The following is a 21,661-nucleotide window of genomic DNA, read 5'->3' on the forward strand; positions in this document are numbered from 1 at the left end:
GAGAGCATGCGATTGGAATATGGATGGACCGTGGAGCGTATGTGGAGGTGATGTGGAGAGCGTGTTGCCGGCTTAACTGGCGGTGCAGGGCAACCGCAGGCTGGCAACCACGCCCCCGCCTGCGGCATTGGCCAATGCCACGCTGCCGCCGTGCAGCTCGGCAATGGTGCGGGTGAGCGCAAGGCCAAGGCCGGTGCCTTTATGCTCGCGCCCGGGGCCAGGCAGCGAGAAGAAGCGCTCGAACAACCGTGGCAATGCAAAATCGGGGATGGGTGCCCCGTCGTTGTGGATGGTCAGCAGGCAATACCCGTCAGCAACGCTTGCCGCGACATGGATTGCGCCGCCGGCCGGCGTGAAGTCGAACGCGTTCTGCAGCAGGTTGCGCAGCGCCTGCTCCAGCAAAAAGCGCTCGCCGGTGATGCCGGCATCAGCAGCGATATCGCAATGGATGCTGCGCCCGTTGCGCCGGGGTTCCAGCGCGGCCAGCACGGTGTTGATCAGGTCGGCGAGCTTCACCTGTTCGGTGTCGGCCAGGCCATGGCGGGCTTCCAGCCGCGCCAGATCGAGCAGGCGGTCCACAATCGCCTGCATGCGCGCGCTTTCCTGCTGGATATGACCAACAAAGCGCGCATGGTCGGCGTCATCGAGCGGCTCTGCCAGCAGCTCGGCCGAGCCACGTATGCCGGCCAGCGGCGATTTCAGCTCGTGCGTGAGTGCGTGCACATACTGCTCGACATAGGTCTTGCCCTCCAGCCGATCACGCATTTCCCCCAGCGCATCCGCCAGGTGGGCCAGCTCGCGGTTGGCGGCAAATGCCGGCACGGCGGCGGGCTTGCCATCGCGTACCTCGCGGGCGAAATCGGTCAGCCTGGCGATGCCACGCGACAGCCACCACGAGAACACCGCACCCGCCAGCAGCGCCACCGCCACCAGGATCAGGCCGGCCCGCCACAGCTTGTTGCGGGCCCGGTCTATATACGGCTGCATGGCGGTATTGGGCTTGGCCACGGTCAGCACGCCGACGATGCGGCCGTTATCGATGATGGGCGCGGCCACGTACATCACGGTCGATTCGGCATCGTACGGATCGGCCGCGCTGGTGCGCGCACCGTACTGGCCGCGCAAAGTCAGGTAAACATCGCGCCATTGCGAGTAATCGCGGCCGATATCCGCACCGGCGGAATCGAGCTGGACGATGCCCTTGGCATCGGTCACGTACACGCGCAGATCAAGCTTGGTCTTGTCCTGCCCCCACACGGCGGCCTTGGGCGTGCGCTGCAGATAAGTGGCAATGGCGGCGGCAAAGCGGCCCTGATCGAGCCGGCCGGCAACGAAATCCACGCGGATCAGCTCGGCCAGCAGGTTGCTGGTGTCGATCATCACTTCTTCCGCCGACTGGCGCACCGCAGGCTTGATTTCATCGCGCACCAGCGTGAGCACGTACCAGCCGGTCAGACCGGCAAACAGGAAGTAGCCCAGGAAAATGCGCAGGCTGAAGCGCATCAGCCGGCGCTCAGCGCGTAGCCGAAGCCACGGTGGGTTTCGATCGGGTCTTGCGCGGGAGTGATCTCGCGCAGCTTGGCGCGCAGGCTTTTGATATGGCTGTCTATGGTGCGCTCGAAGCTGTCCTCCGCTGCTTCACCCAAGGCATCGAGCAGTTGTGCGCGGCTGAATACGCGGCCGGGCTGCGCCACGAACACCGCCAGCACATTGTATTCGGCCGGGGTGAGCTGCAGCCGCGTGCCCAGGTAGCTGATGCGCCGGCCGGCCACATCATGCTCGAAGCGTGCTGCATCGCGCCGCACTGCAGCGGGGGGCTGCACGCGCTTGAGGATGCCTTTCACGCGTGCTGCCACCTCGCGCGGGCTGAACGGCTTCACCACGTAATCATCCGCGCCCAGCTCCAGCCCCACGATGCGGTCCACTTCATCCGCCCGCGCGGTCAGCAGCAATACCGGCAGCTCGGAATGGCGGCGCAAGCGGCGCAGCAGCTCCAGCCCGCTGCCGTCGGGCAGGCCCACATCGAAGATCGCCAGGTCCACGCCGCCCGCGGCCAGTGCGGCTTCGGCAGCGGAGATGAGGCTATGCCACTGCACCACCATGCCTTCGCGGCCCAGCGCAAACACGAGGGTATCGGCAATGGCCGCTTCGTCTTCCAGCAGCAGGATGGTGGGCGGTTTGGTCATGGCAAGCAGGCTTGATGGGCATTGGCTACATTCTAAAGAGTGCGCGACCATATCCGGCATGGTTTTGTGCGCGCACACGCCCGGAAAGCAACGAGGACTGTCATGGGGATACGCGGGAAGCTGCTCGGCAGTCTGCTTTGCCTGCTCGGCGCGCTGGCGCTGGGCGTATTGTGGCTGCTGCGCGCGCAGATGCTGCACAACTACACCCGCATCGAGATGGAGCATGCGCAATCGGACTTGCGCAGCGTGGTGCTGGCGCTGGAGAACGAGAGCAAGCAGTTGGCGGTGCTGGCCAACGACTGGGGGCACTGGACCGAGCTTTACACCTTTGCAGCCGACCGCAATCCGGACTTCATCAGTGCCAACATCAACAGCCAGAATGATCCGTACCGCCGCAACGGCATTGCGTGGCTGGGCATCACCGATGCCGAAGGGCAACTGATTGCCCATCTGGGCATCGATCCGGCCCGGGGCCGTGAAGCACGCTTTCCGGAGCTGGAATTTGCCACTCCCGCATTGCAGCGGCAGCTGACGGCATTGGGCCAGCGCAACAACGGTTGCGGCATCGTCAACGTGGAAGCGGGGCCGATGCTGCTGTGCGGCGCGCCCATCCTCACATCGGAAGGCACCGGGCCATCACGCGGCACGGTGCTATTTGGCAAGCTGCTGAACGAGGCCGTGCTGGCATCGGTGCGGCAAACCACCAACAGCAGGATCGAGCTGCAATCCGCCGAAGGGCAGCCCATGCTGAACGTTGCCGGCCAGCCGTTTGCCATTGCCTCCACGCTGGGCAGCGGCACCGTGCGCTACGTGGAAAGCGATGCCGATTACCGCTTGCACTGGGCGCTGCACGACCTGGGTGGCAATGCGCTGGAAGACGTGGTGCTGATCTGGCCGCGCGATATCCGCACGCAGATGGACCGCATGCTGGGCATCGTGAGCTGGCAGCTGGCGCTGCTGGCCGGCCTGGCGGCGCTGGGCATGGGCCTGGTGGTCGAGGTATTGCTGGTGCGGCGCTTGAAGAAAATGGATGTGGAGCTCAAGCGCATTTCCGGCCAGCGCGACTGGCACGGGCGGCTATCGGTGGCATCGCAGGACGAGATCGGTGCCTTGGCCACGCATGCCAACGATCTGCTGGGCGTGATCCAGCAGCAGGTGGACGAACTGGAACTGAGCGCGATGACCGATGCGCTGACCGGCCTCGCCAACCGCCGTGCGTTCGATCATCACCTGGCAGAGGAAATCCGCCGGCAATCCCGCCATGGCCGCCCGCTCAGCCTGATGATGTGCGACGTGGATTACTTCAAGCGTTTCAACGATTGCTACGGTCACCAGGCGGGTGACATGGCGCTGCAGGCGATTGCACGCTGCCTGAAGAACGGCGCACGCCGCGGCGGTGATCTGCCGGTACGCCTGGGCGGCGAGGAATTTGCATTGCTGTTCATCGCTACCGAAGCGGCCACCGCGGTACGGCTGGCAGAAGAAATACGCCGCGCGGTGGAGGCGCTGGCGATTCCCCATTCCGGATCGGACGTCGCCCCCGTGCTCACGCTCAGTTTCGGTGTGAGCGAGCTGGGCGAGGACGATACCGCAGATACGCTGTATTTCCGCGCCGATACCGCGTTGTATGCGGCCAAGCAGGGCGGCCGCAACCGGGTGATGGCCGGCTAAGCGGGCCACGCACACGGCAGCCTGGGCGGCAATGTACCAGCGGTGTTGTCAGCAGGCTGGTGATCGCCTACCCTCGCGGCTTCACCGCCGCTGCTGCCCAACCGTGCTCCCCATACCTGCTTCCCCCCTTCGCGCCGCTGTGCGCCTGCGCCATGCACCATTGCTGGCCATCCTGACTGCCGTGCTGGCATCCGCATGCGCAAGCCAGCCCGATGCAGCTTCGCTGCCGGCCAGTGCAGCGCTGGCTGCCACGCCGGAGCCGTTGCCCACGCCGGTACAGCAACTCAGTGCCGATCCGGAAGCGGACCCGGAGGCAAACCCGGAAACCGGCGCCGAGCCGCCCGTGGCCAGTGCCGTGGAAGCCATGCCCACGCCTGCCCCCGTGCCGCAGACCACGCCGGCACCCAGCCTGAACCCGGCGCAAGCACGTGTGCTGCTGCAGAAGCTGCTACCGCCCAAGATGCCGGACAAGGCCGGCTGGACGGAAGACATCGTGGATGCGTTCACGGCGCTGAAAATCCCCTACACGCCGGAATACTTCTGCGCGGCCAACGCGGTGATCGAACAGGAATCATCGTGGCAAGGCGATCCGGGCGTGCCGGGCCTGCCCAAGATCGTGTGGGGCAAGATCGGCGAGAAAGCCGCCGCCAAGCATATCCCGCTGATTGCGGTGCAGACCGCGCTGCTCAAGACCTCCCCCAACGGGCAGAGCTACAAGAGCCGCATCGACAACCTGCGCACCGAACGCGAAATGAATGCGGTGTTCGAAGACCTGGCCGCGGATGCCGCGCGCCTGGGCTTGCCACTGAACATGAGCAACCCCATCCGCACCGGCGGGCCGATGCAGGTGAGCGTGGACTTTGCCGAGGCGCATGTGCGTGCCTGGCCATATCCGTACAAGCTCACCCGCAGCGTGCGCGATACCGTGTTCACGCGGCGCGGCGGCACGTATTTCGGCATTGCCATCCTGCTGCAGTACCCGGCACCGTACAACGACATGCTGTACCGCTTTGCCGACTTCAACGCCGGGCGCTACGCCAGCCGCAATGCAGCGTTCCAGGCGGCCATTGCCAAGGCCAGCGGCCAGAAAATCACGCTGGATGGTGATCTGCTGAGCTACAGCAACGGCGCGCCCAGCAGCAAGCCCAGCGATGTGGAGCAGGCGCTGGCCAGCATTGCCGACCGCTTGGGCATGGGCCGCGATGCCATCCGCCGCGATCTGCTGACCGAGAAATTGTCGCCCTTCGGCCAGAGCGAGCTGTACCGCAAGGTGTTTGCACTGGCCGAGAAGAACGGCAAGCTGCCGCGCGCGGTGCTGCCGGAAATCCGCCTGATCAGCCCCAAGATCACCCGCAAGCTGACCACCGCGTGGTTTGCCGACCGCGTGAATGGCCGCTACCAGACCTGCCTGGCGCGCGCGCGCTGAGCGTCTGTTTTGTATGCTCGCACGTTATCGGCGAATCAGCGGCATCAGGAACCCGGCCGAGCCGGGTTCTCATCGGCTGTTGAGGGTGGACCAGCGGTTCTCCCAAGTTGATTACACACCCCGCGCCTGCGCTGGGCTCGTCAAGCATCCCGCTCAAACCCAGGCATTAATCGCGGACAAGTTCCAAGCAATTGCAGGATGCCGTTACTGCGCCGGCAACGGTGCCTGCTTCACCGGCAGGTGCATCGCCACGCCGATGCGGTTGAAGGCGCTGATGACCGCTGCGGCATAGGTAAGCGCCACCACTTCGGTATCGGAGAAATGCGCTGAGACCGCGGCGAAGTCGGCATCCGGCGCGCGCGCGCTATCGATATGCGCCAGTGTTTCCGCCCAGGCCAGTGCAGCGCGTTCGCGCTCGCTGTAAAAATCGACTTCACGCCAGGCCACCAGGCTGTTGATACGCTGGAAATCCTCGCCCCCCTTGAGCAGCGAACGCGCGTGCATGTCGATGCAGTACGCGCAGCCGTTGATCTGCGAGATACGCAGGTAAACCAGTTCAGCCAGTTGCGCACCCAGCGTGGCCTTGGCGGCGTTGCTGGCGGCGACCAGGCCATTGAAGGCTTCCGGGGCGAGGGTGGCGTGTTGCAGGCGGGCTTGGGTCATGATGAACATCCTTCAGTTGTGCAGCAGGCTGCTGCTTCAACGTATAAGACGGCATGCCCCGCCGGTTTGTGACAACAGCGGGTTTTTTAACCGGTGGCCTCACCAGCCACTTGCGCACGCAGTGCATCGATCAGCACCCTTACCTTGCGTGGCCGGTGGCGTGCCGCCGGAAAAACTGCATGGATGCCGCCGACCGGCGCCTGCCATTGCGGCAACAACGCCACCAGCGCGCCGCTTGCCAGATCATCACGCACGGCAAAATCGGGCAGCATTGCCAGCCCGCCCCCTGCCAGCGCTGCCGCACGCACGCCATACGCGGTGTTGGCGCTGAAGCCGGCAGCAAAGCGCACGGTTTGCCGCGCGGCTGTGTCCTGATGGCTGAACGCCCAATTCAGCGGCTGCGGCAATACCGACAGCGCAATGAACGGCCAATCGGCCAGAGCGGCGGGCGTGGCCGGCACGGATCGGTGTTGCAGCAATGCCGGGCTGGCCACCAGCACATCGTTGAAGCCGGCAATGCGCACCGCCTGGTGATTGGAATCGGGCAGGTTGCCGATACGGATGGCGACATCGATGCCCTCGCCAACCAGATCGAACAGGCGGTCACCCGCCAGCAGCTCGATTTTCAGGTCCGGATAGCGCTGCCGCAGCGCGACGCATACCGGCGCAACCACGGTGGCACCGTAATCGATGGGCGCGGTAATTCGCAATGTGCCACGCGGTGCGCTGCTGTCCTGCGCGGCGGCATCCACGGCGGCTTCCACCTCGCGCACGATGCGCCGGCTGGCTTCATAGAAGGCTTCGCCCGCCTCGGTCAGGCCCAGGCGCCGGGTGGTTCTGACCAGCAGGCTGGTGCCCACCTCATGCTCCAGCCGTTGCATATGCGTGCTGACCATGGTTTTGGCGAGGCCCAGCCGGGTGGCCGCGGCGGTCAGCGAACCGGCCTCCACCACGGTCACGAACACCAGCAGGCGATTGAGGTTGATCGCGGCAAGGTTGGCCAAGGCATTCACCACTTTGAATGGACAGTCATTCCACAATTGAACGTCTTATCGCCAGCAATGCGCAAGCCTAATCTTGCGCCATAACCGGTGCGCATCGCGCCGCAATCCACAGGAGACCGATCATGACTGCCCAAGCCCTTGCTGCCGTTGCACTGGCCACCGCCCTCACCCCTGCCGTTGCCGCGGCGGTGGAATACCGCACGCTGGATGTCGACGGCATCCAGATCTTCTACCGCGAGGCCGGCAACCCGGATGCACCGACCGTGTTGCTGCTGCACGGCTTCCCTGCGTCGTCGCAGATGTATGCCGGGCTGATCGACGCACTGGCCGACCAGTACCACCTGATCGCCCCCGATTACCCCGGCGCCGGGCAGACGGTGATCGGCAAGGGCGTTGCTTTCACGCCCACATTCGACAATCTCGCCAGCGTGATGACGCGGTTTGTCGAACTCAAGGGATTGAAGCGCTTTGCGCTGTACATGCAGGACTTTGGCGGCCCGGTGGGCATGCGCATGGCCAGCCAGCATCCGGGATGGATCAGTGCGCTGATCGTGCAGAACGCCAACAGCTACGACGCCGGCCTGTCGGATGGCATCCGCCACAACATCAGCGCCACCAGCGCCGGTGTGAACGCCCGGACCCGGCCGATGCTGGAAGGCATCCTCAGCACCGAGGGGGTGCAGTTCATGTACCGCACCGGCCTGCGCCAGCCGCAACGCGTGGCGCCGGAGGGCTGGACCAACGCATTGTGGGGGCTGCAGAACCCGGTAAACCGCAATATCCAGATGGGCCTGCTGGCAAATTACCAGAGCAATCTGGATCTTTACCCGGCATGGCAAACGTATCTGCGCGACCAGCAACCGCCCACGCTGGTGGTCTGGGGCAAGAACGACCCGCTGTTCACCGCAGCCGGCGCGCTCGCCTATGGCAAGGACGTGAAGAAGGCGGACATCCACCTGCTCGATACCGGCCACTTTGCGCTGGACGAAGAAACGCCGGCGATTGCCGCGCATATGCGGCGGTTTCTGGCGGGGCTGCCAGCGGCAAAGTAAGGGCTGAGTCTCCATTGCCACATCAGCCTGGAAGCCAGCCCTGCCAAGGTTCGATGCGCATATCACCGGCCAGCGATACCACGCGTCAATAGTACTGTTGCAGCGCCGCCAGCTTGTCCGGGTTGCGCACGTTGTAAATGGCGGCGATGCGCGCGCCGTCCGCAACGATGACGATGGCCGAATCGATGTGGCCATCGATGAAGCGCAGCAGTGCCGGCTCGCCGTTGATTTCGGCGTGCCGGTATTGCGCGCTGCCGGCCTGGTTGGCGGCAATCACCTGATACAGCCGTGCCAGCCGCTCGGCACCGTACAGCGGGCGCAGCGTGGCGTAGACCTTGCCACCACCATCGGATACCAGCATGGCATCGCTGGTGAACAACGCCTGCAGCGCCGCATGATCACCGCGCAATGCGGCCGCGGCAAATGCATCGAGCAGGCGGAGATGGTCTTCGGGCGCGACCGGGCGGCGCGGTGCGTCGTCATCCAGCCGCTTGCGCGCCCGCGATACCAGTTGGCGTACCGCAGCCGGCTTCTTGCCAAGGATGGTGGCGATTTCAGCGTATTCGCAATCGATCACCTCGCGCAGCAGCAATGCGGCACGCTCTTCCGGAGCCAGCCGCTCCAGCACGGTCATGAAGGCCAGGCCGACATCGCTTTTCAGCTCCAGCGCCCATTCCGGCGATGGCGCGGTATCAGTCAGCAATGGCTCCGGCAGCCACGGGCCGGTGTAATGTTCGCGCTCGCGCTTGACCACCCGCAGCCGGTCTATCGCCAGCCGGGTGACCACGGTAACCAGCCAGGCTTCCGGCGTGGCAAGTGCATCCCGGCTGGCATCGTGCCAGCGCAGGTAGGCATCCTGCACCACGTCTTCCGCATCGGCGCGTACGCCCAGCATGCGGTAGGCCAGGCCGAACAGGCGTGGGCGGTGCAGGTCAAAAGCATCAAGCGGCAGGTTCAATCCGTATCCCCATCATCGGTGCAGATTCAAGACGGTGCTGTGACATGTTTTGTGACAAATTGGCAGCATTCCGTCTTTGCAGCCGGCAGGGCGCTTGTTATTGTCGCCGCATTGCCCTGCCAGGCCCGAATCCGCCCGCCACCACCGCATGAAACATCCACGCGCTTTCCGCTTTCTGCTCTGGGCCATTGCGGTCTGTGCACTGCTGGGCGTTGCTGCGATAGCTGTGCTGCATTTTACCGTGCAGCAACTGCGAGAGCACGTCATTGCCGCCCTGGGTAGCGAGAGCGAAGTCGGCGAGATCAAGCTCGGGCTATCCACGCTGGAAATCAGCAACCTGCGCATCAAGGCACCGGATGGCTGGCCCACGCGCGACAGCCTGCGTGCCAGCCGCGTGATCATCGTGCCGGACTGGCGCGCGCTGCTATCGTCCCGAGTGCATATCCATTCCATCACGCTGGAGGGCGGTTACCTGTCGATCTGGCGGCATAGCAACGGCAAGACGCGCTTGCTGCCCAGCCTGCTGGAACACGCCAAGGCCGCAGCCAGCGCGGAATCGGGCAAGCGCGAAGTGATCATCGACCGCATTGCCATGCAGCAGGGTGATGTCGACTTTTACGACAGTACGGTGAGCAAAACGCCGTACAAGATACCGCTCAGCCATGCCGATATCACGCTGGAAGCGCTGAACCTGCCGGCAGTGGCCAACCGCAGCCCGCTGACCGCCACCGCCACGCTGGCCGGGTCGCGGCGCCGGGGATCGGTAGATATCCGTGGCTGGATGATTTTTGCCGACAAAAGCAGTGTGCTGAGCACTCGGCTGCGCGGCATCGACCTGATCACGCTGCAGCCCTACCTGCTGAAAGCCACCGAAACCCGCGTAAAGCGCGGCACGCTGGATCTGGACCTGAATTCCACCATCGAGAACCGGCAGCTGAAAGCGCCCGGCGTGCTGACGCTGAGCGATCTGGAGCTGAAAACCCCCGATGGCTTCTGGAATACGCTGAGCAATGCACCGCGCCAGGCCGCGCTCTCCAGCCTGAAAGACGAGCGCGGCAAGATCGTGCTGCGCTTTACGCTGACCGGCAATCTGCACAACCCGCGCTTCGTACTCAACGAAGACCTGAACAAGCGGATGGGTCTGGGCGTTGCCGAAGGCATCGGCCTCACCATCAAGGGGCTGGCTGGCGGCGTGGGCAAGACCATCAGCAAGATTTTCGGCCAGTAGCAATCCCCAGCCGGTAAGCGCAACGTTCGTCCGCGATATGCACTGGCAAGCAATACCGTTACGCAACACGGCAGCGCCCGGTTAAACTGGGCGGCTTTTTTCATTTCCACCGAGCTGCCGTATGGCCATCAAAGCCACCATCTTCAAGGCCGACCTCAATATCACCGATATGGATCGCGGCTATTACGCATCGCATGCGCTGACCATTGCCCGCCATCCTTCCGAAACCGATGAGCGCATGATGCTGCGCGTGCTGGCCTTTGCCCGCCATGCATCCGAATCGCTGGAGTTCGGCCGCGGCATCAGCGATGACGAAGACGCCACCATCTGGCAGAAGAACCTGGTCGATGAAATCGAAGTTTGGGTGGAACTGGGCCTGCCGGATGAAAAACGCCTGCGCAAGGCATGCAACCGCGCGGCCGAAGTGTGGCTATACGCGTATGGCGGCCGCCAGGCAGAAATGTGGTGGGACAGCATCAAAGGGCAGATGATCCGCTTCGATCACCTGCACGTGGTGACCATCGCCCCGGAAACCTTCAGCGCACTGGGCGCCATGGCAGCACGCACCATGCAGCTGCAAGCCACCATCCAGGACGGCCAGTTGTGGTTGTCCAACGACAAGGAAAACCTGCTGGTGGAGCTGACAACGCTCAAATGAGCGCTATGCCCAGCGCGGAGCTGGCCGCTTTTTTCGACCAGTACCGTGCAGCTTTCAATCAGCTGGACGGCGCAGCGATTGCCGCGCAATACGCGGTGCCATCGGCCATCGTGCACGGCAGCAACTACACGCATTGGGTCAGCACGGAGCGATCTGCGCCAACATGCGCGCGCTGTGCCAGCACTATTGCGACAATGGTTATGCAAATGCCAGCTACACAATAGCGATGCTGCTGCAGCAAGGCCCCCGATCACGCCGACGCGGACCTTTGCTGGCACATCAGCCGCAATACCGGTCTGGCGCCATGGCAGTTCCACACCACACAACCTCACCCGTAGCGCAGCAGGCTGGCAGATACGCCTGTGCACAGACTACGAAGACGTCCGAGCAGCCAACTGACCATGTGCCGCTAGCCGGCAGCCAGGCCCTGCACCAGCTCCGTCACGAACTCGCGCATCGCCCGCACGCGCTGGCTGGCTTTCAGGTCGCGGTGGTAAACCAGCCATAGTTCCGGCACGGTGCCGGTATCCACGTCTGCCAGCCGCAGCAAGCCCGGCTGCGCATCGCCGAAGAAGCACGGCAGCGATACCACGCCCAGGCCGGCACCAGCGGCAACGTACTGCGCGGTCACGCTGTTGGTGCGCAGGATGGGCTCCCGGGCGCCGAAGGCTGCGCTCAGCCATACGCCCATCGGCCGGCCGGTCCACGATTCATCCCAGGTGATGTAGGGCAACTGGTGCCAGTCTCCATCCGGCGCGGCAGCCAGCAGCGCTGGCGCGGCGTAGAGCGCAAACGGCAGCTCGCCCACCCGGTGGGCGATGTAATCCGGATCGTGCACGGTGCTGGCGCTGCCGACGATGCGCAGCGCCAGATCGGCCTCGCGCCGGCCCAGGTCCGCCAGGTTGCGGTTGACCACCAGCTCCACCTGCAACGCCGGATGGCGGGCCAGCAGCAGGCCCAGATTGGGCGAGATCAGCTGATGGGCCAGCGTTTCGGAGGTGGCGAATTTCACCCGGCCGCTGACCACGCCAGCGGCGCCGAGTGCCCCGCTGCTGCGTTCCACTCCCAGCATGGCGCGCTCTACCTCTGCCACCTGTTCGAACAACGCGCTGCCCTGGTCGGTAAGCAGGTAACCGCGCTGCTGGCGCAGGAACAAGCGTGCGCCCAGCAGTGCCTCCATGCTGTCGATATGGCGCGATACCGTCGATGCGCTGGTATGCAGCTGCGTGGCAGCCGGCGTCAGGCCACCGCCGCGCGCCACCGCCAGGAAATACTTGAGATCGTTCCAGTCCAGCTGATTGATGTTTTTCATTTATGGAAAATGATTTTCCGGATTCTCGAATCACTTTGCGTATGCGGAAAATTATAATCCCAATACCGCATCAACATCCGCCGGTCACCGCCAGATGGTGACCTGTGCAGCAAGGAGTACATCATGGGCAGCCCGCTTACCTGGTTCAAACTCATCGGTGCCGCCTTTTTCTGGGCCGCCATGTTTCATCTGGGCAAATACGCGGTCAGCGCGATGTCGCCATTGGCCATCGGGGGCTGGCGTTTTCTGCTGGCCGGCGCCATTCTGCTGCCCATGGTGTACTGGCGCCAGGGGCTGGATTGGGCGGGCATCCGGCGCAATATCTGGCCACTGCTCGCAATGGCCACCATCGGCATATGCGGTTTCAATATCGCGCTGTTTTACGGGCTGCGGCTGACTTCATCGGTGAACGGCGCGCTGATCATTGCGCTCAACCCGGCGATCACCACGCTGATTTCCGCCGGCCTCAATGGCGAGCGCATCAACACCCGGCAGATCATCGGACTATTGCTGGGGCTGGCTGGCGTAGCCACCGTGGTCAGCCATGGCTCACTGCACACCTTGCTGACCATGTCGTTCACGCCGGGCGATCTGCTGGTGCTGCTGGCCGCCGTGGGCTGGGCGATCTACGCAACGATACCGCGCCGTTTCGTGAAGGGGCTGGCGCCGCTGCAGATCACCCTGTCCACCATCGTGATGGGCGGCGTGCTGATGGCGGTTTTTGCCCAGGAGATCAGTGGCGATCTGCTGCACGTACCGCCCATGGGCATCGCACTGGCAGTGGTGGTGATGAGCATCGGCGGCTCGGTGCTGGCGTATGACTGGTGGAACGACAGCGTGAGCAAGATCGGCCCCGCACGCGCAGCGCTATTCATGAACCTGGTGCCGATTTTTGCCACGCTGATCGGCGTGGTGCTGGGCCAGCCCGTTACCGGTGCGCAACTGGCCGGGGCTGCGCTGGTGATCGGCGGGGTGATTTACGCCACCACCAGACCACGCCCAGCCAATGTGCCCGCCATGGCGCTGCCGGACAGCGTGCGCTAGCCGATCCGGCAAGCGGCTACTGGAACAGTTGTTTTGCCCGCCCAAAAGACAACGCGCCCCGACGGGGCGCGTTGTGCTTCACGGCTGCACTTGTTTTACTCGGTGGGCCAACTGCGCCCGCCGGCGGGGTGCTCAGTCCAGGTACGGCTTGGTGCCGATCAACTGATCGACAGTGACAAACTCATACCCCTGTTTCTTGAGTTCCGGGATCAGCATGCTGACCGCCTCGACCGAATCGGCGCGGTAGCCGCCGCCGTCATGCATCAGGATGATGGCCTCGGGGTGCACGGTGTTCAGTACGGTCTTGTACAGCCCGTCTGCAGCGCCCAGCTTTCTGGCCACATACCAGTCCTGCGTATCGATGGACCAGAGGATGAGCTTGTAGCCCTTGTCGCGGAGCAAGGTCACCTGCTCATCGTTGATGACGCCATACGGCGGGCGGATCAACGCGGGCTTGATGCCCAGCCTGGCCTGGAAGATTTGCTGGCTGCGGCCAAACTGCTCGTCCCACAACTGCGTGTTGCTCAGCTTGTTCAGGTACGGATGGTTGTAGCTGTGGTTGGCAATGGTATGCCCGGCCTTGAGCGCGGCCTGCGCCAGCTCCGGGCTGGTATTCACATGCTCGCCCAGGAAAAAGAACGTGGCCTTCACCTGGTTCTTCTCCAGCACCTTGAGCAGGCTGGCAGTGTAAGCGCTCGGGCCGTCATCGAATGTCAGCGCAATGCGCTTGCTGTTGTGCAGGCCTTCCAGAAAATACGTCCCGCGATATCTGGCAGCCTGGTCTTCCAGCCGCTGCAATGGCACCTGATCCCAGCCATCCAGAAAGCTGGTGCGCACCTTCTGCGTGGGTTTTTCGTCTGCCGGCACCGCTGGCACGCTGGATGCCGCTGCTACCGTCGACGCCTTGACCGCAACCGGCGCAGACGCCGTATCCGCAGCCTGCACAGCGGCGTGCAATCCCAACAGCAGCAATGGCAGGGCAGACAGCAGCTTTCGAATCGACATGGCAGATTCCTCGAATGATGGTACGGATTTCACGTGCTTCATCCTAACGCAGCCGCCGGCCAAAGCCGCAGCGCAATTTGGCATACTGGTCATGCCGTGCGCTCATGACGCCTGCACTGGCCAGCGGCATCCATGCTCTGCAGCGAAACCGGTCCGGACAACCGTTGAAATGGGGGGCCATTCATCCGGGTACAGCGCGCCGATGGCATGCCGGGCCCGCCGTAGCGCAGCCGAGGCGCCAAGGTGCTTTGCTGAGCCATGCCACCCGGAACGGGTACCAACCATGTTGAGCCCGCCGCCGGCATGATCGGCCATGCCCGCCACCACGTGCGCTGGCACGTTGGTCATGGCGGCAGGCGTCGATACCATCGCCGGGCGTGCGCTGCTGCATGCGGTTGGGAAGCCCGCGATGCAACAGCCGCACGCACTGCAGCCGGCAGCGCTCTGGCAGCAGGTCGCGCTTGCCGGTTGCAAAGCCGGTTGCACAAAAACCATGTCCGCTGCACACCGACTGGAGGCGCCCGCAGCAGTGCGGCATCATCACGGCCATAACAACGAGGAGATTCTCCATGAACAAGCCCTTGATTGCGCTGCTGCTGTTGAGTGGCCTGGCGCACGCTGCCGATTCCGCCCCCGCGCTCAAGCAGGCTCAGGTCTTGGCCACCGGCCGGATCGAAGCCGGCAAGGACGGCTGGCAAGCCACCTGGCCGGGTACGATGCTGACCACCCGCTTCGATGGCCGGGCCATCGGTATCAAGCTTGATGATGGCCTCAGCAGCTACGTGGCCGAGGTCGATGGCAAACCGGTCAGGGTGATCGAGCCTGCCGGCGGCAACCGCACCGTATGGCTGCGCGACCTGCCAGCTGGCACGCATACGCTGCAGTTGATCAAGCGCACCGAATCGCCCGACGTACCGGGCGTGATCAATGGCTTCGTGCTCGATGGCGGCCATTGGCTACCGGCACCGCAAGCCAGCAAACGCCAGGTTGAATTCATTGGCGACTCATGGACTGCTGCGCTGGGCAATCTGTCGGAAAAACGCGAATGCAACTGGGAGCAATCACGTGATGCCACCGATATCACGCAAGGCTTTGCGGTCACGGTAGCCCGTCACTATGGTGCCGACTGGCAGGTGAACGCCATGTCCGGCATGGGCATGAATCGCAACTGGGATGGCAATCTGGCAGACCGCAGCTACCTGACTTTCTACCCGCGGCTGTTGCAGAACGAGGCCACCAGCAAGGCCGCCGCCGCAAGCTGGAAGCCGCAGGTGGTCGTGGTAGGGCTGGGCACCAACGATTTTTCGTCACCACTGAAAGCGGGCGAAAAGTGGAGCAAGGACAGCCTGGCTGCCGCCTACAAGAGCAGCTACAAAAAGTTGCTGGCAGAACTGCGCCAGCGCTATGGCAATGCACACGTGATCGCCACCGCCAGCTACCTGTGGCCCGACGATCAATTGCGCCCGCTGACCAGGCAGGTGGTTGACGAAGCCCGTGCAGCGGGTGACCAGCGTATCAGCTATCTGGGTTACGAAGACCTGAAGCTGACCGGCTGCCTGTGGCACCCGTCGCTGGGTGATCACAAGAACATGGCGCAGGCACTGATCGGCCTGATCGATACACTGGCGGTCTACAAGTAAGGCGTCAGGCGCCGACCTTCTTGCCCTCGGAGCTGCCTTCCGGCCGGACAGGCTTGGCCTGGAGTTTTTTCCGGCAGGTCTGGGCTGCCGCATCTTGCGCCTGCTCCAGTTGCGGGGGCAGGCGGCGCTTGGTGGTAGCCAGCCGCAGGTCTTCGTATTTGGCGGTATTGGCCAGCTCTTCGCCGATGCACAGGCAGGCCGCAGTGGCTTTGTCCGGATGAATACCCCGCTCAATCACGCCATTGCGGCATGACTGCATGAAGCCATCGATGAACTCGTCTTTCTCACGCTCGGTCAGGTTGGAATACCCTGCTCCACGCTCGACGATTTTCTGCCCGGTCTGATCCATGCTCTCGCACGGCTGATCCGTGAAGGTGACCTTGCCGGCCTTGTCCTTGCACTTGTAGCCGGCAGCTTGCGCTTGCGATGCCATCATCAGCAGCACACAGCAGATCAATGAAAAAACGATGGTCATGACACGCATTACGTACTCCGCTCACCGGGCAATGGCACACATGGCAAGATAAGCAAAAGCCGCGGCAACTGCCACGGCTTTTTGATCAGATCCGGATTTTGGCTGCCAAGCTGCAACTCAGGCGGTGTAAAAGCGCGATTGCAGTTCGTCCAGCCCCAGCGTGCCCAGCACTTCGTTCAGGCGCTCGGCCGGTTTGCGGCGCGGCAGGTTCTTGTAACTGGCCACGATCAGCTCATTCTTCATCGAATGCTCCCAGCCCACCAGCTCGGTCACCGTTACCTGGTAGCCGTGCGCCTCCAGCTGCAGGCAGCGCAACACATTGGTGATCTGGCTGCCGAACTCGCGCGTATGGATGGGGTGGCGCCAGATTTCCGCCAGCGGGTTCTTCAGTGCCTGCTGCTTGTTCTTGCGCAGCACGCTGGCCACCTCCGCCTGGCAGCACGGCACCAGCACGATGTGCCGGGCATGTTTTTCCAGCGCAAAACGGATGGCATCGTCCGTGGCGGTATTGCATGCATGCAGCGCGGTCACGATATCGATCTCTGCCGGCAGCGCGCCGGACGTGATCGAATCGGCCACCGACAGGTTGAGGAAATCCATGCCCTTGAAGCCGCAGCGCGCAGCCAGCTCTTTGGAATGCTGCACCAGTTCTTCGCGCGTTTCGATGCCGTAGATGCTGCCCGCAGGCGCATGGTCCTTGAAGAACAGGTCGTACAGGATGAAGCCCAGATAGGACTTGCCCGCGCCATGGTCCACCAGGCTGACCCCGGCATGCGCTTGCTGCACATCCTTGAGCAGCGGCTCAATGAAATTGAACAGGTGATACACCTGCTTGAGCTTGCGGCGGCTGTCCTGGTTGAGCTTGCCATCGCGCGTGAGGATATGCAGTGCTTTGAGCAGCTCCACGGATTGCCCGGGGCGGACATCGTATTTTTCGGTCATGGCGGATCCCTGATTCAAGGGCCGATTTTACCCTGTATCGCCGACGGGGCGGCGAACGCGCATCGGGCCGCCATCCCGCCCCAAGCCACGCCAGTCACGTGGCCGGATCGAAAACCCCATCCGTGGCCCACACCGCCAGCCATACCGTCTGCGGGGCCGTGTAGGTGACGCGGTGGCGGCGGTGCGGCTCGATCAGCACATGGTCGCCCGGCAGCAGCTGCGTTTCCGTGGCATCGCCCTCGAACAGCAAGCGTGCGGCACCGGCCAGCAATAGCACCCATTCGGTTTCGGCCTGGTCATACCACTCCGGCGAAACCTGCCCATCGGAAACAATGCGCTCGATGCGCACATGCGGCGATTGCAGCAGGGTTTCGAATACTTCGGCACCGCTGGCATCGGGTAGCGGGTGGAGCAGGTTTGCTTGCATTGCAGGTCCTTCATAAGGGTTTTCCGATGCATATTGTCATGCCCGATGCTCATCAGCATGCGATACCGCACTGCTATCATCGCGTTCCGCATCGACACGGCGAGGCTGCCATGGAAAACCGCATCACCGAACTCGAAATCAAGATCGCGCTGCAGGACGACCTGCTCGATACGCTCAACAGCATCGTGGCTGCGCAACAGCAGCAGCTGGACCGGCTGCAGCTGGACCTGCGGGCGCTGGCCATTCATGTCCGCAATATGGAATCACCAGGGCCGGGCGGGCCCGGCAAGCCGGAAGACGAGATTCCGCCGCATTACTAAGATGGGCCGTTCACGGCAGGCTGGATCATGCCGGCATGCATACTAAGATGCAGGTATCCGATCCTTAGCAGGCCTGCCGATGACCGAAGCCGAATGGGTAGCCCGCAGCTATGCGGCACTGGGGGAAGCCACTGCCGCCTTTCGTGGTGCGAAGTTCTTCGTTGCCGAAATGCTGTGCCTGACGCGGCTGACCGGTGCACGCTATGCGTTCGTGACCGTACGCGACAGCCAGCACGCTGCGCAAGGCTACAGCCTGGCGTTTGCCGATGGCGCCAACCCGCGCACACCGTTCCACTACGATCTGGCCAATACGCCGTGCAATGCGGTGCTCAGCGGCAATGCGATATCGCTGCCGTGCGATGTTTCGCAGCAGTTTCCCGCCGCGCGCGGCATCTATTCCGGCTACTGCGCGCAACCGCTGCATGATGAGCATGGCGCGGTGCTGGGCATCATCGCGCTGGCGGACGACAAGGCGCTGGGCCATGTGGAGCGGCTGGAAGCGCTGCTCAGGCTGCTGGCCGGCCGCACCGCAGCCGAACTGGAATGCCAGCTCAACCGCCGCGGTATCGCCGCCCCCGCCAGCTGAGCACCTGTGCGTGTTTGCCGCAATGGCGGCCGTGCCACGGCACGCTACGATAAGCGGCATTACCCACTGCATGCAGGGAGCAAGGCCATGAAGATCCTCGTCATCGGTGCCGGCGGCACCATCGGGCAAGCCGTGGTGGCCGAACTGGGCGCGCGGCACGACATCATCCGCGCCGGGCGCAATAGCGGCGATTTGCGCGTGGATATCAAGGATTACGCCAGCGTGCAGCAGCTGTTCCACGCTGCCGGCGCGCTGGATGCGGTGGTGGCTACCACCGGCAGCGTGCACTTCGGCCCGCTGGGCGAATTCACGCCGGAGCAATACGCGATCGGCATCAACGACAAGCTGATGGGCCAGGTGAACCTGTTGCTGGCAGGCCAGCACGTGCTGAATGACGGCGGCAGCTTTACCCTGACCAGCGGCATCCTCACGCACGATCCGATCCGCTACGGCAGCAGTGCCAGCATGGTGAATGCCGCGGTGGAAGGCTTCGTGCGCTCGGCCGCCATCGAGCTGCCGCGCGGCTTGCGCGTGAATGCGGTCAGCCCCAATGTGCTGATCGAATCGCTGCCGTCATACGGCGCATATTTCCGCGGCTTTGATGCCGTGCCCGCTGCACGCGTGGCGCTGGCGTACAGCAAGAGCGTGGAAGGCGCGCAAACCGGGCAGGTTTACCAGGTGCATTGATCCGCTGGCCTGGCTGGCGCGGGATTGGCCAGGCCAGTGCCCATCGGTGGACTGCACGCCCAAGCATGCCATCCGCCGGGCTATCCCGATGAAAAACAAGGCTTTTTTGGCATTCCGGGGCCAAATCTGCGAAAATGCCCGATTAGTCCTGCTTGTGATCACCATGAATTCTGTTCCGACCCCGTTGTTTGCCTATGCAAAGCCGCAAGTGCGCGCTGCTGCGCCCTTCCTGCCGATGAGCCGGCAAGAGATGGACGTGCTGGGTTGGGACGAGTGCGACATCATCCTGGTGACCGGCGATGCGTACATGGATCACCCCAGCTTCGGCATGGCGCTGGTGGGCCGCTTGCTGGAAGCACAGGGCTTTCGCGTGGGCATCATTGCGCAGCCCGAGTGGGACAGCGCCGAGCCCTACAAGGCGCTGGGCCGGCCGCGGCTGTTCTTCGGCATTACCGCCGGCAACATGGATTCGATGATCAACCGCTATACGGCGGACCGCAAACCGCGCTCGGACGACGCGTATACTGCCGACGGCATCGGCGGCCGCCGGCCGGATCGCGCGGTCACCGTGTATTCGCAGCGCTGCCGCGAGGCGTTTCCGGGCGTGCAGCTCATGATCGGCAGCATCGAGGCCAGCCTGCGCCGCATTGCCCAGTACGATTACTGGAGCGACAAGGTGCGGCAGTCGGCCATCGTCTATGCCAAGGCAGACATCCTGTTGTACGGCAATGCCGAGCGCGCGCTGGTGGAAGTGGCGCACCGCGCCAATGCTGGCGAAAAACTGCGCGATATCCGCGATGTGCGCGGTACCGCGTTCATGACGCCGCACGGCTGGCTGCCGGCGCGCGACTGGGCAGTGCTCGATTCCAGCACCGTCGATACCCCCGGCCGTGTGGATCCGCACCCCGATCCGTATGAAATGAAAGAAGAAAAGCAGGCCGCGCAGGCCTGTGGCACCGAGGGCGCAACGGATGCGCCCAAGCCCATCCGCATCGTCAGCAAGGCAGAGCGTATTGCCGCCAAGCAGGCCGAACGGCAAAAAACCGTGGTGCGCATCCCCGCGTATGAAGCCGTTGCACACGACCCGGTACTGTATGCACACGCCAGCCGCACGCTGCACCTGGAATCCAACCCCGGCAACGCGCGGGCGATGGTACAGGCACATGGCGAGCGCGACGTGTGGCTCAATTCGCCGCCGGTGCCGCTCACAACGCCGGAAATGGATTACGTGTACGGGCTGCCGTACGCACGCCAGCCGCACCCCAGCTACAACGGTGCGCGCATCCCGGCGTGGGACATGATCAAGTTCTCGATCAACATCATGCGTGGCTGTTTTGGCGGCTGTACCTTCTGTTCGATCACCGAGCACGAAGGCCGCATCATCCAGAGCCGCTCGGAAGAATCCATCCTGAACGAGATCGTGGAAATCCGCGACAAGACGCCGGGCTTCAAGGGCCATATTTCCGACCTGGGCGGCCCCACCGCCAATATGTACCGGCTGGCCTGCAAGGACCCTGCCATCGAGCAATCGTGCCGCCGGCTGTCCTGTGTGTACCCGGGCATCTGCGAGAACCTCAATACCGATCACTCGCACCTGATCCAGTTGTACCGCAAGGCGCGCGCGATACCGGGCGTGAAGAAGATCACCATCGGCTCGGGCCTGCGTTACGACATCGCGGTGGAATCGCCCGAATACATCAAGGAACTGGTTACCCACCATGTGAGCGGCCTGCTGAAAATCGCCCCCGAGCACACCGAGGACGGCCCGCTATCGAAAATGATGAAGCCGGGCATCGGCACCTTCGAGCGCTTCAAGGAGCTGTTCGATCACTACTCGAAGCAGGCCGGCAAAGAGCAATACCTGGTGCCGTACTTCATTGCCGCCCACCCGGGCACGCGCGATGAAGACATGCTGAATCTGGCGCTGTGGCTGAAGAAGAACAACTTCAAGCCCGACCAGGTGCAGGCCTTCACGCCCACGCCGATGGCGCTGGCCACCACCATGTGGCACACCGGCCGCAACCCGCTGAAAAAGCTGGCGCGCAGCTCGGAGAAAGTGCAGATCATCAAGGATGCCAAGCAGCGCACGCTGCACAAGGCCTTCCTGCGTTATCACGACCCGAAAAACTGGAGCATCCTGCGCGAGGGGCTGATTGCCATGGGCCGGCAAGACCTGATCGGCAACGGCCCGCACCACCTGGTGCCCATGCCCAGCGCCAAGGACCTGGCCAATGGTGAAAAGCGTGTACCGCCACCCTCACGCGTTGCCAAGCCGGCCAGCCAGGTACGCGGCGCGCAGCGCAAGCTGGTGCTGCCGGGGCAGGGCAAAGGCAAGAAAACGGCGGGCAAGGCACGCGGGCGCTGAGCACGTTTTGAA

The 21,661-nt window shown here is 63.5% G+C and carries 21 protein-coding genes; 11 read left to right on the forward strand and 10 right to left on the reverse strand.

What is annotated here, in order from left to right; all coding sequences use genetic code 11:
• Positions 1-72 precede the first annotated feature (72 nt).
• Both creC and creB read right to left on the reverse strand, forming a co-directional pair.
• Positions 73-1,503, reverse strand: a complete 1,431-nt coding sequence (creC, locus tag IGB42_RS04665) for a two-component system sensor histidine kinase CreC (protein ID WP_159667513.1) — start codon at positions 1,501-1,503, stop codon at positions 73-75.
• Entirely contained in the window at positions 1,503-2,186 is a 684-nt protein-coding gene (gene creB, locus IGB42_RS04670) for a two-component system response regulator CreB (protein WP_159667518.1), read from the reverse strand. The genes creC and creB overlap by 1 nt, the downstream gene beginning before the upstream one ends.
• A 102-nt stretch (positions 2,187-2,288) precedes the next feature.
• On the opposite strand from creB, the gene IGB42_RS04675 reads away from it, so the two are divergent.
• Together IGB42_RS04675 and IGB42_RS04680 are read left to right on the forward strand one after the other, a co-directional pair.
• Complete coding sequence (locus IGB42_RS04675) at positions 2,289-3,857, forward strand: diguanylate cyclase (protein WP_159667540.1); 1,569 nt, start codon at positions 2,289-2,291, stop codon at positions 3,855-3,857.
• A gap of 103 nt (positions 3,858-3,960) precedes the next feature.
• Positions 3,961-5,283 (forward strand): DUF1615 domain-containing protein, encoded by a 1,323-nt coding sequence (locus IGB42_RS04680; RefSeq protein ID WP_236822491.1) that lies wholly within the window; start codon positions 3,961-3,963, stop codon positions 5,281-5,283.
• A gap of 204 nt (positions 5,284-5,487) precedes the next feature.
• On the opposite strand, the gene IGB42_RS04685 is transcribed toward IGB42_RS04680, so the two are convergent.
• Entirely contained in the window at positions 5,488-5,946 is a 459-nt protein-coding gene (locus IGB42_RS04685) for a carboxymuconolactone decarboxylase family protein (RefSeq protein ID WP_159667550.1), read from the reverse strand.
• Between the two features lie 86 nt (positions 5,947-6,032).
• The gene (locus IGB42_RS04690) at positions 6,033-6,950 is read right to left on the reverse strand and encodes a LysR family transcriptional regulator (RefSeq protein WP_159667555.1); all 918 of its coding nucleotides are present in this window, start codon (positions 6,948-6,950) and stop codon (positions 6,033-6,035) included.
• A 122-nt stretch (positions 6,951-7,072) separates the two neighbouring features.
• On the opposite strand from IGB42_RS04690, the gene IGB42_RS04695 reads away from it, so the two are divergent.
• Positions 7,073-8,002, forward strand: a complete 930-nt coding sequence (locus tag IGB42_RS04695; RefSeq protein WP_159667560.1) for an alpha/beta fold hydrolase — start codon at positions 7,073-7,075, stop codon at positions 8,000-8,002.
• Positions 8,003-8,087: 85 nt separating this feature from the next.
• Here IGB42_RS04695 and IGB42_RS04700 read toward each other — a convergent pair whose 3' ends face one another.
• On the reverse strand, positions 8,088-8,960 hold the full coding sequence (locus tag IGB42_RS04700; protein ID WP_236822492.1) for an RNA polymerase sigma-70 factor: 873 nt from the start codon (positions 8,958-8,960) through the stop codon (positions 8,088-8,090).
• 148 nt (positions 8,961-9,108) lie between these two features.
• Between IGB42_RS04700 and IGB42_RS04705 the strand changes: the two genes are divergently transcribed.
• Positions 9,109-10,188, forward strand: a complete 1,080-nt coding sequence (locus IGB42_RS04705; RefSeq protein ID WP_159667563.1) for a DUF748 domain-containing protein — start codon at positions 9,109-9,111, stop codon at positions 10,186-10,188.
• Positions 10,189-10,309: 121 nt separating this feature from the next.
• Positions 10,310-10,846, forward strand: a complete 537-nt coding sequence (locus tag IGB42_RS04710; RefSeq protein WP_159667566.1) for a YaeQ family protein — start codon at positions 10,310-10,312, stop codon at positions 10,844-10,846.
• A 409-nt stretch (positions 10,847-11,255) separates the two neighbouring features.
• Here IGB42_RS04710 and IGB42_RS04715 read toward each other — a convergent pair whose 3' ends face one another.
• Positions 11,256-12,158: a LysR family transcriptional regulator gene (locus IGB42_RS04715; RefSeq protein ID WP_159667569.1), complete on the reverse strand. Its 903-nt coding sequence runs from the start codon at positions 12,156-12,158 to the stop codon at positions 11,256-11,258.
• Positions 12,159-12,281: 123 nt separating this feature from the next.
• Between IGB42_RS04715 and IGB42_RS04720 the strand changes: the two genes are divergently transcribed.
• Positions 12,282-13,202: a DMT family transporter gene (locus IGB42_RS04720; RefSeq protein WP_159667571.1), complete on the forward strand. Its 921-nt coding sequence runs from the start codon at positions 12,282-12,284 to the stop codon at positions 13,200-13,202.
• A gap of 132 nt (positions 13,203-13,334) precedes the next feature.
• On the opposite strand, the gene IGB42_RS04725 is transcribed toward IGB42_RS04720, so the two are convergent.
• A complete protein-coding gene (locus IGB42_RS04725) occupies positions 13,335-14,207 on the reverse strand; it encodes a polysaccharide deacetylase family protein (protein ID WP_159667574.1) in 873 nt (290 codons plus the stop codon).
• Between the two features lie 569 nt (positions 14,208-14,776).
• Here IGB42_RS04725 and IGB42_RS04730 point away from each other — a divergent pair.
• Positions 14,777-15,847 carry an SGNH/GDSL hydrolase family protein gene (locus IGB42_RS04730; RefSeq protein WP_159667577.1) on the forward strand — a complete coding sequence of 357 codons (1,071 nt, stop codon included), beginning with the start codon at positions 14,777-14,779 and terminating at the stop codon, positions 15,845-15,847.
• 4 nt (positions 15,848-15,851) lie between these two features.
• Here IGB42_RS04730 and IGB42_RS04735 read toward each other — a convergent pair whose 3' ends face one another.
• The 3 genes from IGB42_RS04735 to IGB42_RS04745 all read right to left on the reverse strand — a co-directional run bounded on the left by IGB42_RS04735 (position 15,852) and on the right by IGB42_RS04745 (position 17,691).
• Positions 15,852-16,331 (reverse strand): DUF4124 domain-containing protein, encoded by a 480-nt coding sequence (locus tag IGB42_RS04735; protein WP_159667580.1) that lies wholly within the window; start codon positions 16,329-16,331, stop codon positions 15,852-15,854.
• A 108-nt stretch (positions 16,332-16,439) separates the two neighbouring features.
• The gene (locus tag IGB42_RS04740; RefSeq protein WP_159667583.1) at positions 16,440-17,264 is read right to left on the reverse strand and encodes an SAM-dependent methyltransferase; all 825 of its coding nucleotides are present in this window, start codon (positions 17,262-17,264) and stop codon (positions 16,440-16,442) included.
• Positions 17,265-17,358: 94 nt separating this feature from the next.
• On the reverse strand, positions 17,359-17,691 hold the full coding sequence (locus IGB42_RS04745) for a cupin (protein ID WP_159667586.1): 333 nt from the start codon (positions 17,689-17,691) through the stop codon (positions 17,359-17,361).
• Positions 17,692-17,801: 110 nt separating this feature from the next.
• Here IGB42_RS04745 and IGB42_RS04750 point away from each other — a divergent pair, with 110 nt between their 5' ends.
• The 4 genes from IGB42_RS04750 to IGB42_RS04765 all read left to right on the forward strand — a co-directional run bounded on the left by IGB42_RS04750 (position 17,802) and on the right by IGB42_RS04765 (position 21,649).
• Positions 17,802-18,011, forward strand: coding sequence for a SlyX family protein (locus tag IGB42_RS04750; protein WP_159667589.1), 210 nt, complete (start codon positions 17,802-17,804; stop codon positions 18,009-18,011).
• Positions 18,012-18,090: 79 nt separating this feature from the next.
• Complete coding sequence (locus IGB42_RS04755) at positions 18,091-18,597, forward strand: hypothetical protein (RefSeq protein ID WP_159667591.1); 507 nt, start codon at positions 18,091-18,093, stop codon at positions 18,595-18,597.
• Positions 18,598-18,684: 87 nt separating this feature from the next.
• The gene (locus tag IGB42_RS04760; RefSeq protein WP_159667594.1) at positions 18,685-19,284 is read left to right on the forward strand and encodes a short chain dehydrogenase; all 600 of its coding nucleotides are present in this window, start codon (positions 18,685-18,687) and stop codon (positions 19,282-19,284) included.
• Positions 19,285-19,447: 163 nt separating this feature from the next.
• Positions 19,448-21,649, forward strand: coding sequence for a YgiQ family radical SAM protein (locus IGB42_RS04765; protein WP_159667597.1), 2,202 nt, complete (start codon positions 19,448-19,450; stop codon positions 21,647-21,649).
• Positions 21,650-21,661 lie beyond the last annotated feature (12 nt).

It is taken from the genome of Andreprevotia sp. IGB-42 (assembly GCF_009848685.1).
In the GTDB taxonomy this organism is placed as follows: Bacteria; Pseudomonadota; Gammaproteobacteria; order Burkholderiales; family Chitinibacteraceae; genus Andreprevotia.